This window comes from Rhodococcus koreensis (genome assembly GCF_017068375.1).
GTDB lineage: Bacteria > Actinomycetota > Actinomycetes > Mycobacteriales > Mycobacteriaceae > Rhodococcus_F > Rhodococcus_F koreensis.
Genome location: NZ_CP070609.1, coordinates 6,782,985 through 6,796,314 on the forward strand (window position 1 = coordinate 6,782,985; position 13,330 = coordinate 6,796,314).

Below are 13,330 nucleotides of genomic sequence, written 5' to 3' on the forward strand. Positions count from 1 at the left end.
GTGAGTACTTGTTAACCGCCGGCGGTTAAGAAGTACTCACAGCTCGCCACGTCGACACCGCCGCGGTGCCGAGGAGACCGCCGGTGATCACGAAGATCGACGACGTCCCCGCGACGCCTGCCGCGGCGCCCGCGGCCAGCGGAATCAGCACCTGCCCGAGTCGGTTGCCGGTCAGTCGCAGCGACAACGCGGCGGCCCGGTTGGCGGCGGTGACGAGCCCGGCCACCCACGTCATGGTCAGGGGTTGGCCGATGCCCCAGAAGAATCCGGCGACGACGAGCAGCAGCGCCATCACAGCGGGGTGGGGGACGAACGGCAGCAGGGCGGTGGGCAGCGCCGAGCACAGCGTCGCGGAGACCAGCAGTTTCGACCGCGGCACCCAAGTGAGCAGCCACGGCAGGAAGGCGCGCGACACGATCGACGCCGCGGTGCGCGCGGTCAGCAGCAACGTCACCAGGAGAACGCTGAAACCGAACTCGTGCCCGAGGACGGGGAGGTACGCGACGACGACGTCGACCGACGCCAGCACGATCAGGCTGCTGAACACGGCCGGTCGCATCCCCGTCGTCGAGATCATGCTGAACACGGACTGACGGTCGCCGGGCGTCGGTGGTCCCGCCGGCTGCGGGCGTTCGCGAATCGGCCAGGCGAACGGGACCGCGGCCAGCGCCACCACACCCATCACCGTCAACGCCAGGGTGGTCTCGACGACGCCGCCGTCCGAGCTTCCGGCCGCGATCACGCCGACCAGCGGTACCCCGACGGCCTGGCCGATCGACACGCCCAGCGTCAATCCGGCGAAACCGCGGTCCAGTTCACCCGGCGGGGAGAGGAGCGTGATGAAGCCCTGCCCGGCGACGGTCACGAGGATCTGCCCGAAACCGAGGATCACGTTCCCGAGTCCGAGGACGATCAGGTCGCCGCTGACGGCGATCACCAGGACGCCGAGGGAAGTCAGCAGCACACCCGTCCGCAGAACCGCGGCCGCATGCCGGCGGTCCACGGCGCGTCCGATCCGGACGGCCACGAGCAGCGGCGCCAGCGAGAACAGCGCGGTGACGACACCGATCGTCACGGCGTCGCCGCCGAGAGCGAGGACGCGGTAGGAGACGAGAACGCGGACAGCGTGATAGACGGCCTGGAGGAGAGCAGTGGCGATGCAGACGTTGAGGAACCAGTGCTTCACCAGGTCAACCGTTGATCACCTGACGATTTCCGAGCGGCCCCTGCAACTGGACCTCGAGGGTGCCGAACACGGCGACGAGGATGCACATCTTGTCGGCCGCCTCCGGGAGCGTGCCGGTGCGCAGCGAGATCGTGACGGTGGTGTCGGTCTCGGTGACCGTCGCGTCGGCGCCGTAACACTCCGGGGTTCCGGTGACGAAGTGGATCGCCACCTTGTTTCCGTCCGCGCGGGACCACGACTCGAACGGGGTCGGATTCGCCCGGACGATGTCGGGACGCGGTTCGAAGACGGTGCCGAAGTCCTCCCCGGGCACTTCGGAGGGAATGGGCATCCCCGACGACGGATTGGTCGGGCTGGGATCCACTGCGGACGCGATCTCCGGGGGAATCGTCGGTTCGTCGGTGCTCGAACCGGACCCGCATCCGGCGACGGCGAGGCAGGCCAGCACTGCGAGGGCGATTACGCGCATAAGCCACGGTAACCTCATCCCGCGAGCAGGCCGGAGACCAGCGCAATCCCCGGAATCGCCGCCAGAGTCGTGACGAATGCGGTGTCCCGGGCCATCACCGTTCCCACCCCGTACCGGCTGGCGTAGACGAAGACGTTCTGCGCCGTCGGCAGCGTTGCCACCACCACGATGGCGAACAGTTCGTGGCCGCCCAGCCCGAGCAGATAGCGCGCCATCACATAGGCCAGCACCGGTTGCACGACGATCTTGAGTACCGACGCCAGTGCGACGTCGCGACGCGGACTCGTCCCCTTCTCCAGCACCCGCACCCCGTACAGCGAGATGCCGAACGCGAGCAGCGCACCCGGTACGGACGCGCCACCGATGAGCCGGAACGGCTGCATCAGGGCTTCCGGCGGTGTCCAGCCGAGTAGGGCGATCAACAGTCCCGCCGCGCCCGCGACGACGATCGGGTTCTTGAACGGCGCGGTGATCGTATCGAGTCGCGACGCGCCCCGCCGGAGCGTGGTGACGTCGAGGATGGTGAGCGCGATGGGGGAGTACGCGATGATCTGGAACAGCAGCAGCGGCGCCACGAACGAGGCGTCGCCGAGGACGAAGACCGCGATGGGAATGCCCAGATTCGCGGAGTTCACATACGACGACGACAGCGCGCCGATCGTTAGTTCCGGAAGGGACCTGTGTAGCCACAGCTTCGCGACGACCATGTACAGTGCGCCGACCGTCAATGCAGTGGCAGCCGCGACGGCCAGAGTGGGCGAGAAGATCACGGAGAGGTCGGACGATGCGAGCGAATCGAACAGCAGCGCCGGTGTGGCGACGAAGAACACCAGCCTGCCCAGGACGGATTCGCCCTCCGCACCCAGCGTCCCGCGTCGGCCGAGAATGTAGCCGATCGCGATGATCACGAATATGACGGTGAATCCCGCAACCACTCCCGACACGCTGCGGGGCACCTCCTCGACAGGTAAGCCTCCTGTCGGCAAACCTTCCGAAGTCTAGTGCCAGGCGTTCGGGTGGGTGACAATAGCCTCCGGTCGGGGGCATCGTCTGTGTGCGCGTTCCGTCGCGCCCGAGGAGTCGAAATGCTGCGTCGTACGACCGTTCTCTGCGCGCTGTTCTGTGCGTGGACCCTCGCCTGGGGCGCCGCTCCCGTGGCGTCGGCGCTGGCCCCGCCGTCGAGCGGGGATCCGGCTCTGATCGCGCTCGCCGGGCAGGTCCTCGGACGCAGCTACCGCGAGAACGCGAGCGTCGCGTACATCGATGCCTCCGGCACCCGATTCGCGAACTTCGGGGCCACCGAGGACACCGACTACGAGATCGGTTCCGTCACCAAGACGTTCACCGCGGCACTGTTCGTCGACGCCGTCGCCCGGGGTGAGGTGCGGGAGGACACGAAGGTCGCGGACGTGCTGCCGCTACAGGGCTCGCCGGTCGGCGACGTGACACTACTCGAGTTGGCGTCCCACACGTCCGGGCTGGCGCAGTTCCCGATGAGCACCGACACCGTGGTCGCCGTGGGGCACTGGGTTGTCGCGTCCAATCCGTTCACCTACGACCGGGACACCTTGCTGCAGCAACTGCGGTCGGCGCCGCTCACGACCCGCGGCAGCTACTCCTACTCGACCGTCGGCTTCGCGCTGCTCGGCCAGGCGCTGGCCGCGGCCGCGCACACCGACTACCCGTCGCTGCTCCGCGATCGCATGCTCGTCCCGCTCGGACTGTCGCAGTCGTGGATGCCGCTCACCGCCGCCGACCTGCCCGCGAACGTCACTCGCGGATTCGACGTCCTGCACCGGTCGCAGGACCCGTGGCCGCTGGACGCGTACGCGCCGGCCGGTGGATTGCGGTCCACGGCGAACGACATGTCGACGTACGTCCGGGCTCTGCTCGACGGAACGGTCCCGGGCGGCACGGCCATGGACCCGCGGTGGGTCGGCGACAGCTACCGGGCGCTGACGTGGTCGATCGTCCCGTTCGAAGGCCGGGACTACACCCTGCACGGCGGCGCGACGGGCGGCTTCCAGTGCACCGTCGTGCTCGACCGGGCGAACGACCGCGGGCTCGTCATCCTCACCGACACGATCGGCGGACTCGAGCAGCAGGGCCTGGAGATCCTCGCGCACACCCCCATGTGAGTGCGAAAGCGTGCCGGGGCACACTTTGCCGCTCACCTGAGGGACGCCGGGCACGTGAGTGGCACAGTGTCCTCGGGCACGCATCGCCACTCACCTGGGTACCCCCGCCGGGTATGTCCGGTTACAGTGGGGCTGTGGAGACGGCAACCGGGCGGAGGCGCACAGTCGTGGCGCGTGCCGCGCTGCTGATCGCCGTCGCCGCCGGGGTGCTCCTCATGCACAGCCTGATCGCGCCGACCGCGATCGCCGCGGTGCATGAACAACCCTCGGCCACCGCGACTCACGACGAGGACCCCCACGGATGCGGCGGGGACGGTTGCGGGCAAGTCCATCTCACCGGCCACCAGTGTGCCGGTGTGATCGTAGTGATCGCCGCGCTGACGTCGGCGATGCTGCTGTGGAGGCACTCCGCGGATCCCGCGGCGCGACGGTCGCGGGTGAGCGCCGACCGTGTGCAGTCGGGTCGTGGCCCACCGCCGTGGACGGTGTTGTCGTTGGCGGAACTCTCGATTCTGCGGGTGTGACAGGGGGCCCGGGGCGTGTGCCCCGGCGGATCCGACTGTCAAACTTCCGAATTGATCCCGAGGAGTTCCTCATGCGTACCACCACCACAGCCCTGATCTCCGCCGCGGCGGCCGCCGCTCTGGTCCTGACCGGGTGCGGCACCGACTCGGCCGGCACCTCGACGACGACCACGACGTCGGTGGCCCACTCGCAGGCACGGTTCAACGACGCCGACATCGCGTTCCTGAACGGGATGTACCCGCACCACGCGCAGGCGGTGGAGATGGCCGACCTGGTCGTCGGCCGCACCGAGAACACCGATGTGGTCACTCTCGCCGCCGCGATCGAGGCGGCGCAGCAACCGGAGATGGACCGGATGACCGACTGGCTCCAGCAGTGGGGACAACCGGTTCCGGCGTCCGACATGTCCGGCATGGACCACAGCAGCACGGACCACGGCGACGGCGTGATGTCGGCCGATCGGATGGGTGCCCTGACGGCACTGTCGGGCACCGAATTCGACCGGCAATGGCTGGTCATGATGATCGAGCACCACAAGGGCGCGATCGAGATGGCGAATGCCGAACTCGCCGACGGTGAGAACCCGGAGGCGAAGCAGATGGCCGCCGACATCGTGACCGCGCAGCAGAAGGAGATCACCGACATGCAGGCCGCGCTCGGCTGACCGAAATGACGAAAGGCCGCGTAATCCGAGGATTACGCGGCCTTTTCGGTGCCTTGCGAGTTACCGGCTCGTGAAGGGCAGCAGAGCCATCTCGCGAGCGTTCTTCACGGCGACGGCAACCTGACGCTGCTGCTGCGGGGTCAGGCCCGTGACGCGGCGGCTACGGATCTTGCCGCGGTCCGAGATGAACGTGCGCAGAAGGTTGATGTCCTTGTAATCGACGTACTCGATCTTGGCCGCGAACAACGGGTTCTTCTTGGGCTTGCGGCCCTCGACGGGACGCGGCTTCTTCGACGGTGCTCTCTTGACTGCCATCTTCTTCCTTTACCAGCTCGACTTGTGGACGCCTGGCAGCTCCCCGCGGTGCGCCATCTCGCGAACACGCACGCGAGAGAGCCCGAACTTCCTCAGGTGGCCGCGCGGACGTCCATCCGCAGCGTCTCGATTGCGCAATCGTACCGGACTCGCGTCGCGGGGCAGACGCTGCAGTGCCGCCCGGGCCTCCGCGCGCTCGTCTTCGCTGCTCGACGGGCGGCGGATGGTCTCCTTCAGCTCCGCGCGGCGCTCGGCCCAGCGCGCCACGACGATCTTGCGCTGCTCGTTCTTCGCGATCTTCGACTTCTTTGCCATGGGCGGTGTCTTCTACTTCTCTTCTCGGAAATCGACGTGCTTCCGCACGACCGGGTCGTACTTCTTCATCACCAGACGGTCCGGGTCGTTGCGGCGGTTCTTGCGGGTCACGTACGTGTATCCGGTGCCCGCCGTCGACTTCAGTTTCACGATCGGGCGGATCTCGTTGCGGGCGGCCATCAGATCTTCTCCCCGCGGGCCCGGATCCGGGCGACGACGGCGTCGATGCCGTCCCGGTCGATGGTCTTGATGCCCTTCGCGGAGAGCGTGAGGGTGATCCGCCTGCCCTCGCTGGGTAGGAGATACGTCTTCTTCTGGATGTTCGGATCCCAGCGCCGGTTGGTGCGCTTGTGGGAGTGCGACACGGACTTGCCGAATCCTGGCTGGCGTCCGGTCACCTGGCAGTGCGCCGACATGGGCGTTCCTCTCTGCCTCTCGCGACAACTCGACGAGAGGGTGATGACAATCATTTTCGACAACGGCGGGTTTCCAATGTAGCGTTCCGTCAACGTAATGACAATCGTTATCGAAAGGGTGCTCGTGAACGAGATACTCGACGGCCGGACGCCACTGATCCTGGTATCCGGCTGGAACGGCCCCACCGAGGACGCGGCGCGCTCGCTGCTCCGCGACGGCACCGTCGTCGTGCATCACGACCTCGACCTCCTGCACGAAGGCGTCGTGCGCCGCACCGTCACCACGCTGGAGTCAGGGGCGCCGCGCGAGCGCCTCCACATCCTCGAACTGGCACACGGCTGCATCTCCTGCACGCTGCGTCAGGACCTCCTGCCGCTGATCCGCCGCCTGCACACCCGCAGTTCGGTGCAGCGCATCGTGCTGCACCTCGACCGCAGGCTCGAACCCGAGGCCGTCTGCTGGGCGGTCGAGCACGTGTCGGTGTCCGGTGTGGTCGGGCAGATCGACGGTCCGGCGTCGCGGGACGTGCGCGTCGACGGCGTCGTCACCTGCCTCGACGCGGGATCGTGGCTGGCCGATGCAACCGGCGACGACGCGCTGGACGACGACCGCACCGTGGCGCAGGTCGCGGTCGGGCAGGTGGACTTCGCCGACGCCCTCGTGGTGGCGGGCAGCGCCGGCGACGGCTGGCAGCAGGCGCGGCTCCACGCCGTCCTGGCCCGGCTCGCACCGGGCGCACCGATCAGCTGGGGCGGGGACACCCTCGACGTCGAGCGACTGCTCCTCGACATCCCGGCCGGCGCGCGACGCGGTGAGCCGTCCCACGCCCACTCACCGCTGCTGCGCGGACAGCCGCCGCTGTCCCACGACTGCGGCGTGATGCTCGTCGAGTTCACCGCTACCCGGCCGTTCCATCCGGAGCGGCTGCACGAGGCCGTCGACGTGCTCCTCGACGGCGTCGTCACCTCGCGCGGACGCGTGTGGGTCGCGACGCAGCCGGACGAGGCGCTGTGGCTCGAGTCGGCCGGTGGGGGACTGCGGGTGGCGAGCGCCGACCGCTGGCTGGCCGCCATGACCCCGGAGGAACAGGAACAGGTCGGGGTCGCGCGTCGTGCGATGGCAGCGCTGTGCTGGGACGAACGCTTCGGCGACCGGCACACGTCGATGGTGGTGCTGGTGCATGCCGCCGACCCCACCGAGATCGACCGCACCCTGCAGTGGGCGCTCGTCACCGACGACGAACTCGCGGACGAAGCCGGATGGCAGTCGTGGCCCGACCCGTTCGGGCAGTTCCACGAAGATCCCTGCGAGAGCAGCGAATCACCCTATGCAGAACCCGAATCGAGAGAGGGACACGAATGAAACCAGGAATCCATCCCGACTACCACCCCGTGGTGTTCCAGGACGCGAGCACCGGAACCACGTTCCTCACGCGGTCGACGCTGACCAGCGACCGCACCGCCGTGTGGGAGGACGGTAATTCCCATCCACTGGTGGTCGTGGACGTGACCAGCGAATCGCACCCGTTCTGGACCGGTGCGCAGCGCGTGATGGACACCGCGGGCCGCGTCGAGAAGTTCGAGCGCCGGTACGGAGTGCGCAAGCGCCCGTGAGTACTTGTTAACCGCCCGCGGTTAACAAGTACTCACGGGTCGAAGGCCGTGAAGCTGGGATTGGTGGACCCGGCCGGGAAGTGACACGCCACATGCGAACCTTGGCGGGTGCTGCTGTACATCCTGGAACTGGTGGGCATCGCGGTGTTCGCGGCGTCGGGCGCCCTGGTGGGGGTGACGAAGCGCCTCGACATCTTCGGTGTCTGCGTGGTCGGTGTGTTCACCGCTCTCGGTGGCGGCATCGTCCGCGACGTCCTGCTGGGCATCCATCCGCCGACGTCGCTGGGTAGCTGGCCGAACCTCGGCACGTCGTTCGTGATGTCGTTGCTGGTGTTCTTCCTGCATTCGACTGTCGGGCGGCTCCGCCGGGAGATCCTGGTGCTGGACGCCCTGGGGATGGGGCTGTTCGCGAGCACGGGCGCGGTGATCGCCCTCGACCACGGGGCGAGTCCGCTGGCGTCGTGCCTCATCGGCGGCACCGCGGCGATCGGCGGCGGCATCCTGCGCGACGTGCTGGTGAACGAGGTCCCGTTGCTGCTGCAGCGGGACTTCTACGCGGTGCCGGCGCTGCTCGGTTCGGCGCTGGTCGTCGCGGTCAGCGAGTGGGGTTCGGGTACCGATGTGGCGCTGGTGGTGGGGACGGTGTTCGCATCCGCGCTGCGGTTGGTGGCGTTGTGGCGGAACTGGGGGCTGCCGGGTCCGCGCGTCCTCGAGTGACGGGCGCCATCTCGTGTCGAGGTCCCCTTCTCAGACATATCTCAGTTGATCGGGCCAAACTGTCGGGTATGCGCATTCTGGTGGTCGACGACGATCGCGCCGTGAGGGAGTCCTTACGGCGGTCTCTCAGCTTCAACGGGTACTCGGTGGAACTGGCCGTCGACGGTATCGATGCTCTCGAGAAGGTCGCGAACGCGCGCCCCGACGCGCTCGTGCTCGATGTGATGATGCCGCGTCTGGACGGTCTCGAGGTGTGCCGCCGGTTGCGGAGCACCGGCGACGACCTGCCGATTCTCGTCTTGACCGCGCGCGACTCCGTGTCGGAGCGGGTGTCGGGCCTGGACGCCGGAGCCGACGACTACCTGCCGAAACCGTTCGCCCTCGAGGAGTTGCTGGCCCGGTTGCGTGCGCTGCTGCGCCGCGCCGCGCCGGAGCCGGGCATCGATTCGGAGAAGATGACGTTCGAGGACCTCACGCTCGATCCGGTCACCCGCGAGGTGACGCGTGGCGAGCGGTCCATCAGCCTCACCCGCACCGAGTTCTCGCTCCTCGAGATGCTGATGGCAAACCCACGCCGGGTGCTGACCCGTGGCCGCATCCTCGAGGAGGTGTGGGGTTACGACTTCCCGACGTCCGGCAACGCGCTCGAGGTCTACGTCGGGTATCTGCGCCGCAAGACGGAGGCGGACGGAGAAGCCCGCCTGCTGCACACCGTCCGCGGGGTCGGCTACGTGCTGCGGGAGACTCCTCCGTGATGGCTGTTCCGTTCCACAGAACTGCCCCCAAGTCGGGGTCGGCGAAGCACGACACGCACCCTATTTCGCGGCACCCCACAGGACCGATCCCGTTACCGCCCGAGATGCGGCCTCCGATGCCGTTGACGCGGTCGGTCTCGTTGCGGTGGCGGGTGACGCTGCTCGCCGCGTCCGTGGTGGCCATCGCGGTGGCGGTGATGGCGATCGCAGCGTACGCAGTGGTGTCGCGGGCCCTGTACGCCGATGTCGACAACCAGTTGCGCAACCGCGCGTCGGCGCTGATCGACAGCAACCTCGTGACGTTCGATCCGCGCTACATCGCGGGCGCGACGCTGTACACGACGGACATCAGTGTGGCGCTGGTCTTTCCGGACCTCGACACGTACACGCCACCGGGTTCCAATGTGCCGATCGGCGAGCCGGAGTTGTCGGTGGCGCGCGGCGAGCAGGAAACGTCCCTGCGCACCGCGGACAACCAGCGGGTGCTGGCCGAGCGCACCCAGGACGGCAGCACGCTGGTGATCGCCCAGCGGCTGGCGCCGACGGGGGCGGTGCTCGACCGGCTGGCCTGGGTCCTGTTCATCGTCGGCGGGTGCGGGGTGGTCCTCGCGGCCGCCGCCGGAACGACGGTGGGGCGCACCGGTCTGCGTCCGATCGCCCGGCTCACCGCCGCCACGGAACGGGTGGCCCGGACCGACGATCTGACGCCGATGCCGGTGACGGGCAACGACGAACTCGCCCGGCTCACCGAGAGTTTCAACACGATGCTGAGGGCGCTCGCGGAATCGCGGGAGCGGCAGAGCCGGCTCGTCGCCGACGCCGGACACGAACTGCGGACGCCGCTCACCTCGTTGCGCACCAACATGGAGTTGCTGATCGCGTCGAGTCGTCCTGGCGCGCCGCATATTCCGGACGAGGACATGGCCGAACTGCGCACCGACGTGGTGGCGCAGATCGAGGAACTCTCGCAGCTGGTGGGCGACCTCGTCGACCTCGCCCGTGAGGACGCACCGGAAACCATCTTCGAGAGAGTCGATCTCAGCGAAGTGGTGGAGCGGAGCCTCGAGCGGGCACGCCGCCGGCGTAACGAGATCGACTTCACCGCCGTCACCGTTCCCTGGTTCGTCTACGGCGACCACGCGGGATTGTCGCGGGCGGTGCTCAACGTGCTCGACAACGCGGCGAAGTGGAGTCCCACCGGTGAGCAGGTACGGGTGGCGATGCGACCGGCAGGCGACGGACTTCTCGAGCTGACGGTCGACGACGCGGGCCCGGGTATTCCGGAGGAGGATCGGGAGCTGGTGTTCGACCGCTTCTACCGGTCCACGGCGTCGCGCTCGATGCCCGGCTCCGGGCTGGGGCTGGCGATCGTCCGGCAGGTGGTGGTCAAGCACGGCGGCACGATCGCGGTGGACGTCTCCGAACGGGGCGGTGCGCTCATCCGCATCGTCCTTCCGGGTGAACCCGAAGCGGAATAGGCTCGAAGCTCGAGGTCTCGGCTAACTCAAAGGCCGGTCTCAGGACCTTCTCAGTCCCACCGGGCACTCTCGTAGACAGAGACGGTGCGACTGCCCCTGCGGGTGGTCGCGGGAGATGGAAGTGATGCGATGACCGAGGATCGAAACAGCCACGACGGCGACAGCCGCGAGAACGCCGGTGGCGACCGGGGCGGGCGCCCCGACCAGCCGGCCCACCCGCAGCCGCAGCCGCCGACGCCGGGGTACCACCCGACCGAGCAGTTCCCGACCACTCCGCACAACCCGGCGGGCGGTCCGGCGGGTCAGCAGGCCTACGGCGCCGGGTACCCCCAGGGCAACCCGTACGGTGCGCCGCACCAGCCCACCCAGCAGTTCGGGCAGCCCCAGCACGGCGCTCCGGGGCATCCGGGTGCCCAGCACGCGGCCGGGCAGCCCGGGGCGCCTCAGGGGCCGTTCCCCGGCCTGCAGGGGCCCGGCCAGGCAGGGGCGGGATCGACGGCGACGGTGACCAAGCGTCCCGCGCGCACGGCGATCGTGGTGGGCGCTGTGGCGCTCGCTCTCGTGAGCGGCGGCATCGGCGGCGTCGTGGGCTCCCTGGCAACGGATCGAAACGGCGGCGGCGCCGCGGTGACCAACTCCCTCGACGCCCCCAAGAACAACACCGCGACCCCGGCCGCGAATGCACCGGCGGGGTCGGTGCAGGCGGTCGCGAACAAGGTGGTCCCGAGCGTCGTGCAGATCGAGGTGGCGACGGCAGGCGGTTCGGGTGGCGAGGGATCCGGCATCGTCATCTCGTCCGACGGCATGATCCTCACCAACAATCACGTCGCGGGCGCGGCCGCCAAGGGCGGCAAGCTGACGGTCGCCTTCTCGGACGGCAGTAGGACCGACGCCAAGCTGGTCGGCGCCGACCCGGTATCCGACCTCGCGGTCATCAAGGTGGACGGCAAGACGGACCTCACGCCGATCGAGCTGGGCACTTCGGGCAACGTGCAGGTCGGACAGCAGGTCGTCGCGATCGGTTCGCCTCTCGGTCTCGCCGGCACCGTCACCGAGGGCATCATCTCGGCGCTCAACCGCCCGGTATCCACCAGCGGTGAGTCCGGCAACCAGAACACCGTCATCGACGCCCTGCAGACGGATGCGGCGATCAACCCGGGCAACTCCGGCGGCGCCCTCGTCAACATGGACGGTCAGCTGATCGGCATCAACACCGCCATCGCGAGCATCGGCGGTTCCGGCGGGGGCGAGCAGAGCGGCTCCATCGGTCTCGGCTTCGCGATCCCGGTCGACCAGGCCCGGCGCATCGCGGACGAGTTGGTCAAGACGGGCACGGCCACCCAGGCCGTCATCGGGATCCAGGTCCCGTCGCAGGACGCCGCCAACGGTGCCACCGTCGTCGAGGTCACGTCGGGCAGTCCGGCGGAGAAGGCGGGAATTCCGAAGGGGTCGGTGATCACCAAGGTCGACGACCGGGTCATCACCAGCGGCGACGCGCTCATCGCCGCCATCCGTTCACACGCACCGGGAGACAACGTGTCCATCACTTACACCGACGGGAACGGATCGAATTCCAAGACCGTCGACGTCACGCTCGGAACCGCCGAACAGGGCGGCCGCTGATGAACACCGGGATTCTCGGGCAGGTCGAGTCCGTTCTGAACGGGGCCACTACGGTAGGGACCATGGACATCGAAGCCTCGCTGGCCGGCCGCGCGCTGGTGGTAATCGTCGACGACCGCACCGCTCACGGTGACGGCAAGGACTCCATCGGGCCTCTCGTGACGGAACTGCTGAACGAGGCCGGCTTCATCGTCGACGCCATCGTCGCGGTGGCGGCCGACGAGGTGGAGATCCGCAACGCGCTCAACACCGCCGTCATCGGCGGCGTCGACCTCGTCGTCTCCGTGGGCGGCACCGGGGTGTCGCCGCGCGACGTCGCCCCCGACGTCACCGCCGAGGTCCTCGACCGCGAGATTCCGGGAATTTCGGAGGCCCTCCGGTCTTCGGGTCTCGCCGCCGGTTCACTGGATGCCGGCCTCTCCCGCGGGCTCGCCGGTGTGTCCGGCAGCACACTCGTGGTCAACCTCGCGTCCTCCCGCGCCGCGGTCCGGGACGGCATGGCCACCCTGACGCCGCTCGCGACACACGTGATTTCCGAATTGTCCGGTCTGGAAGGCTGAGACGATTTCTCGTTCCGACGAGCCGGGTTCGCACAGCGAGCCCGACGAGCAGGCAGTTCCGAGCCGGGCCCCGATCGACAGGGCCCGGCTCGAGCGCATCTTCGGGGACGTCTTCCCCGACACCACCGCGGACGAACGCGAACCCGACGAGGCGTCTCAGTATGTGGACAGACGCCACGAGTCCGAGGAGTGGCTTCGGCGTCAGGTTCCTCCCCACCATGGGTGAATGCGTGATTGAAATCTGGATGAATCTAAGTGTTGTCTGCAGTAACGGAAAAACTCGCGCTCGGAAAGTCACTGGTACGACCGCTTTCATTCACGCGATTCCAAAGCGGGGCTACCCGTAGGTAACGTTTCGTTTTCAACTTTGTGAGGCACATCACAATTGCGTCACGAGCTGATCACGTTGCTCAGGTTCTTAGCGCAGGTTAATGTCCCTGACGAGTCAGTACGAAGATGGAGGGCGGGGCGTGGTGCCACGTCGTCGCCCGGACGGCCTCCTTGTGAGGTGTGTCTCTAGCGTCGAAATTCGGGCAACTGGACTTCTGTAGTTAA

17 protein-coding genes are annotated in these 13,330 nt (G+C 68.2%); 10 read left to right on the forward strand and 7 right to left on the reverse strand.

Annotated elements, in window-relative coordinates; all coding sequences use genetic code 11:
• Nucleotides 1-25 precede the first annotated feature (25 nt).
• Genes JWS14_RS30720 through JWS14_RS30730 form a run of 3 tightly spaced genes read right to left on the reverse strand, consistent with a single transcriptional unit; the run spans nucleotide 26 to nucleotide 2,599 of the window.
• Nucleotides 26-1,189, reverse strand: coding sequence for an MFS transporter (locus JWS14_RS30720; RefSeq protein WP_072937299.1), 1,164 nt, complete (start codon nucleotides 1,187-1,189; stop codon nucleotides 26-28).
• Nucleotide 1,190: 1 nt separating this feature from the next.
• Entirely contained in the window at nucleotides 1,191-1,655 is a 465-nt protein-coding gene (locus tag JWS14_RS30725; protein WP_072937298.1) for a hypothetical protein, read from the reverse strand.
• 14 nt (nucleotides 1,656-1,669) lie between these two features.
• Nucleotides 1,670-2,599, reverse strand: coding sequence for an AEC family transporter (locus tag JWS14_RS30730; protein ID WP_072937418.1), 930 nt, complete (start codon nucleotides 2,597-2,599; stop codon nucleotides 1,670-1,672).
• A 141-nt stretch (nucleotides 2,600-2,740) separates the two neighbouring features.
• On the opposite strand from JWS14_RS30730, the gene JWS14_RS30735 reads away from it, so the two are divergent.
• The 3 genes from JWS14_RS30735 (at nucleotide 2,741) to JWS14_RS30745 (ending at nucleotide 4,982) form a co-directional block, all read left to right on the forward strand.
• Entirely contained in the window at nucleotides 2,741-3,793 is a 1,053-nt protein-coding gene (locus JWS14_RS30735; protein WP_072937297.1) for a serine hydrolase domain-containing protein, read from the forward strand.
• Nucleotides 3,794-3,927: 134 nt separating this feature from the next.
• Complete coding sequence (locus tag JWS14_RS30740) at nucleotides 3,928-4,317, forward strand: DUF6153 family protein (protein WP_241031519.1); 390 nt, start codon at nucleotides 3,928-3,930, stop codon at nucleotides 4,315-4,317.
• 71 nt (nucleotides 4,318-4,388) lie between these two features.
• The gene (locus tag JWS14_RS30745) at nucleotides 4,389-4,982 is read left to right on the forward strand and encodes a DUF305 domain-containing protein (protein WP_095861435.1); all 594 of its coding nucleotides are present in this window, start codon (nucleotides 4,389-4,391) and stop codon (nucleotides 4,980-4,982) included.
• Between the two features lie 60 nt (nucleotides 4,983-5,042).
• Here the strand turns inward: JWS14_RS30745 and rpsR are convergent, their stop codons facing one another.
• The 4 genes from rpsR to rpmB are packed head-to-tail and all read right to left on the reverse strand — an operon-like array spanning nucleotide 5,043 to nucleotide 6,028.
• On the reverse strand, nucleotides 5,043-5,297 hold the full coding sequence (rpsR, locus tag JWS14_RS30750; RefSeq protein WP_005238639.1) for a 30S ribosomal protein S18: 255 nt from the start codon (nucleotides 5,295-5,297) through the stop codon (nucleotides 5,043-5,045).
• Between the two features lie 9 nt (nucleotides 5,298-5,306).
• Nucleotides 5,307-5,612: a 30S ribosomal protein S14 gene (rpsN, locus tag JWS14_RS30755; protein WP_005259913.1), complete on the reverse strand. Its 306-nt coding sequence runs from the start codon at nucleotides 5,610-5,612 to the stop codon at nucleotides 5,307-5,309.
• A 12-nt stretch (nucleotides 5,613-5,624) separates the two neighbouring features.
• Complete coding sequence (gene rpmG / locus JWS14_RS30760; RefSeq protein ID WP_005238642.1) at nucleotides 5,625-5,792, reverse strand: 50S ribosomal protein L33; 168 nt, start codon at nucleotides 5,790-5,792, stop codon at nucleotides 5,625-5,627.
• The gene (rpmB, locus tag JWS14_RS30765; protein WP_072937293.1) at nucleotides 5,792-6,028 is read right to left on the reverse strand and encodes a 50S ribosomal protein L28; all 237 of its coding nucleotides are present in this window, start codon (nucleotides 6,026-6,028) and stop codon (nucleotides 5,792-5,794) included. The genes rpmG and rpmB overlap by 1 nt, the downstream gene beginning before the upstream one ends.
• Nucleotides 6,029-6,125: 97 nt before the next feature.
• Here rpmB and mrf point away from each other — a divergent pair, with 97 nt between their 5' ends.
• The 7 genes from mrf (at nucleotide 6,126) to JWS14_RS30800 (ending at nucleotide 12,775) form a co-directional block, all read left to right on the forward strand.
• Nucleotides 6,126-7,391, forward strand: coding sequence for a ribosome hibernation factor-recruiting GTPase MRF (gene mrf, locus JWS14_RS30770; RefSeq protein ID WP_095861236.1), 1,266 nt, complete (start codon nucleotides 6,126-6,128; stop codon nucleotides 7,389-7,391).
• Nucleotides 7,388-7,642 (forward strand): type B 50S ribosomal protein L31, encoded by a 255-nt coding sequence (locus JWS14_RS30775; protein ID WP_095861235.1) that lies wholly within the window; start codon nucleotides 7,388-7,390, stop codon nucleotides 7,640-7,642. The genes mrf and JWS14_RS30775 overlap by 4 nt, the downstream gene beginning before the upstream one ends.
• A gap of 108 nt (nucleotides 7,643-7,750) precedes the next feature.
• A complete protein-coding gene (locus JWS14_RS30780; RefSeq protein ID WP_072937291.1) occupies nucleotides 7,751-8,359 on the forward strand; it encodes a trimeric intracellular cation channel family protein in 609 nt (202 codons plus the stop codon).
• 68 nt (nucleotides 8,360-8,427) lie between these two features.
• Entirely contained in the window at nucleotides 8,428-9,114 is a 687-nt protein-coding gene (locus JWS14_RS30785) for a response regulator transcription factor (RefSeq protein ID WP_095861234.1), read from the forward strand.
• Entirely contained in the window at nucleotides 9,114-10,592 is a 1,479-nt protein-coding gene (locus JWS14_RS30790; protein ID WP_095861233.1) for a sensor histidine kinase, read from the forward strand. Before JWS14_RS30785 ends, JWS14_RS30790 begins: the two co-directional genes overlap by 1 nt.
• Before the next feature lie 129 nt (nucleotides 10,593-10,721).
• Nucleotides 10,722-12,215: a S1C family serine protease gene (locus tag JWS14_RS30795; RefSeq protein WP_095861232.1), complete on the forward strand. Its 1,494-nt coding sequence runs from the start codon at nucleotides 10,722-10,724 to the stop codon at nucleotides 12,213-12,215.
• The gene (locus tag JWS14_RS30800) at nucleotides 12,215-12,775 is read left to right on the forward strand and encodes a MogA/MoaB family molybdenum cofactor biosynthesis protein (RefSeq protein WP_072937287.1); all 561 of its coding nucleotides are present in this window, start codon (nucleotides 12,215-12,217) and stop codon (nucleotides 12,773-12,775) included. Before JWS14_RS30795 ends, JWS14_RS30800 begins: the two co-directional genes overlap by 1 nt.
• Nucleotides 12,776-13,330 lie beyond the last annotated feature (555 nt).